Source organism: Vibrio sp. 10N.261.52.A1 (genome assembly GCF_002876325.1).
Classification (GTDB): Bacteria; Pseudomonadota; Gammaproteobacteria; order Enterobacterales; family Vibrionaceae; genus Vibrio; species Vibrio chagasii.
Genome location: NZ_MCYD01001243.1, coordinates 1 through 2,580, shown reverse-complemented (window position 1 = coordinate 2,580; position 2,580 = coordinate 1). Strand labels below are relative to the sequence as shown.

Annotated in this window: 4 protein-coding genes; all 4 read left to right on the top strand. The window is 44.1% G+C overall.

What is annotated here, in order from left to right; translation table 11 throughout:
- The coding region (locus BCT81_RS26245) for a D-2-hydroxyacid dehydrogenase family protein (RefSeq protein ID WP_102426363.1) at nucleotides 1–787 on the top strand (787 nt) is incomplete at its 5' end.
- A 37-nt stretch (nucleotides 788–824) separates the two neighbouring features.
- The gene (locus tag BCT81_RS26240; protein ID WP_102426362.1) at nucleotides 825–1,325 is read left to right on the top strand and encodes a GNAT family N-acetyltransferase; all 501 of its coding nucleotides are present in this window, start codon (nucleotides 825–827) and stop codon (nucleotides 1,323–1,325) included.
- Nucleotides 1,326–1,367: 42 nt separating this feature from the next.
- Nucleotides 1,368–1,889: an HAD family hydrolase gene (locus BCT81_RS26235; RefSeq protein WP_102426361.1), complete on the top strand. Its 522-nt coding sequence runs from the start codon at nucleotides 1,368–1,370 to the stop codon at nucleotides 1,887–1,889.
- Nucleotides 1,882–2,484 carry a class I SAM-dependent methyltransferase gene (locus BCT81_RS26230; RefSeq protein WP_102426360.1) on the top strand — a complete coding sequence of 201 codons (603 nt, stop codon included), beginning with the start codon at nucleotides 1,882–1,884 and terminating at the stop codon, nucleotides 2,482–2,484. Before BCT81_RS26235 ends, BCT81_RS26230 begins: the two co-directional genes overlap by 8 nt.
- Nucleotides 2,485–2,580: the final 96 nt, after the last annotated feature.

Here is a 2,580-nt window from a genome sequence, read left to right as displayed (position 1 = left end):
CGAGCGTACCGAAATCACGGAGTCGCTGCTATCTAAACTGCCAAATCTAAAAGTGATCAGCCAAACCGGAAAAGTCAGTAATCACATCGATCCACAACTGTGTGAACGTTTCGGTGTGAAAGTGCTAGAAGGACGAGGTTCACCTGTCGCGCCCTCTGAGCTCTGTTGGGCATTGATTATGGCGGCATCTCGTCACATTCCTACTTACGCTTCAAACCTTAAACATAACCAATGGCAAGATTCAGGCGTACTTGGTTTAGGCAGAACGCTAAGGGGCTTAAAGCTTGGCATTTGGGGCTATGGAAAAATCGGGCGCTGCATCGCGCAATACGCCAAAGCGTTCGGGATGGATGTCATGGTGTGGGGTAGCCAGAATTCGCGAGACCAAGCACATGCCGATGGTTTTGAGGTGGCAGCAACCAAGCAGGCATTTTTCGAGAGTGTTGACGTACTCTCATTACACCTTCGTTTAAACAGTGTCACTAAAGGCTGTGTTACTGCCAGTGACCTCAGCGTAATGAAACCTGACTCGCTATTCGTGAATATCAGCCGAGCGGAGTTAGTCGAACCAGAAGCCTTGCTTAATGAACTCACTAAGGTACCAAGCAAAAGAGCAGCAATAGATGTGTTTGATATTGAACCTGCGACACCAGATAACGAACCGCTGTTGTCTCTACCAAACGTGACAGCAACGCCGCATTTAGGCTACGTTGAACAAAATAGCTACGAACTCTACTTTGATATCGCTTTTGATAACATTTTGGTATATCAAAAAGGTGGCATATAGAGCTAGAATCTGCCCAAACAAAAAAGGTTGAGAAAATATGAACTTAACAGTCAGACAAGTCGTAGTAAGCGATGCTCAAGGCATAATTGACGTATTGAACCCAATCATTACTGAAGCGCGTTACACTATCTTGGATAAGACGTTTACGGTCGATGAAGAAAAGGCATTTATTGAGTCGTTTCCAGAGCGAGGTGTATTCAGTGTTGCTGTCAACGAAACGACTGGTGACCTGCTTGGCTTTCAAAACGTAGACCCGTTTGCATCATATACTAAAGCCTTCGACCATGTGGGTATTATTGGGACTTATGTTGACGCAAACAGCCGTGGGCAAGGCGTCGCAAAACAGTTATTTGAACATACATTCGAAGTCGCAAAAACCAAAGGCTACGAAAAGCTTTTTGCTTATGTTCTAGCTGGTAACGAACGCGCATTAGCGGTTTATCTTAAACAGGGCTTTGAAACTGTCGGAATAGCAAAGAAACACGCCAAGATAGGTGATCAGTACTTTGATGAGATTCTTATCGAGAAGTTCTTATAAGTACGGTGATACATTCGAAATATCATCGATGCAGGAGGCATGATGAACAAAGCTACAACATCAACGGCTCAAATCAAGCTAACTAAAACCGTCTTATTTGATTGGGGCAACACCTTAATGATCGACTTTCCAGATGCACAAGGGAAAATGTGTGACTGGGAAACTGTACAAGAGGTGAGTGGGGCACAAGCCTTACTCGCTCAATTGACGAAGCATCACAACATCTACATCGCTACTAATGCGGCCGATTCAAGCAAAACTGACATCATCTGTGCGTTTGAGCGAGTTGGCCTGTCGCAATACATTGATGGTTACTTCTGTAAGGCGAGTATTGGTTTATCTAAATACGAGCCGGGCTTCTATCCTGCGATCATCTCGCAACTCGGGATAAAGCCAAAAGAGATCACCATGATTGGCGATACCCTAGAGAAAGATATCTACCCTGCACTTGAGGCAGGCCTGCAGGCTGTTTGGCTCAACACTGAAGGGGCCATCGCAGATACAAACTTACCTATCGTTGAGGTTCAAAACCTGACCGAACTACTGGAGTTATGCAATGGATGATCATTCAGAGATTTGGCGTCAGTATTATCAAAAAGCCTTAGATAAGCCTCATTCAAAAAGAACAGAATTCGCTATGACGCTGAACGAGTCAGGCTTAAATGTCGCGATTGACTGCGGTTGTGGTATAGGAAGTGACATTGAGTTTTTAGAGCAGCAAGGCCACCAAGTTTATGGCTTCGACGTTAACTCTGACTCGATATCGATATGTCGAGATAGGTTCGGTCAAAAAGCTTTGGTCGAGATATCTCAAAGCGCATTTGAAGATTATGATTATCCCAAAGCCGGGCTAGTGATTGCGAACTCCAGCCTATTTTTTGCAAAGCCAAATCAGTTCGATCAGACGTGGCAGCGAATCATCGATAGCATTGAAATCGGTGGTGTATTTGCGGGCGATTTCATGGGGGTAGATGATAGTTGGGCTTATGGTTATCGAACCTCTACAACGCCTCTCACAAAGGCAAAAGTACTGAGTCTATTTGATGCGTTCGAAGTTATCCGTTTTCACGAGCGAGACGAACAAGCGCTTACATCATTAGGCAAGATGAAGCATTGGCATACTTACTCTGTTGTAGCGATTAAGCGACGTTCAACCTAGTAACGTTAAACTAAAATTTTCTGTGCGTTCATTTTGAAAGCAACTTCTCATTTGTTGTCTAATTAATACTCTAAGCTAAGCCTATATTTCTAATAG

What these genes read in the sequence shown, in the direction of transcription:
- BCT81_RS26240 (WP_102426362.1), top strand. Translation starts at nt 825, where the DNA reads ATGAACTTAACAGTCAGACAAGTCGTAGTAAGCGATGCTCAAGGCATA.
- BCT81_RS26235 (WP_102426361.1), top strand. Translation starts at nt 1,368, where the DNA reads ATGAACAAAGCTACAACATCAACGGCTCAAATCAAGCTAACTAAAACC.
- BCT81_RS26230 (WP_102426360.1), top strand. Translation starts at nt 1,882, where the DNA reads ATGGATGATCATTCAGAGATTTGGCGTCAGTATTATCAAAAAGCCTTA.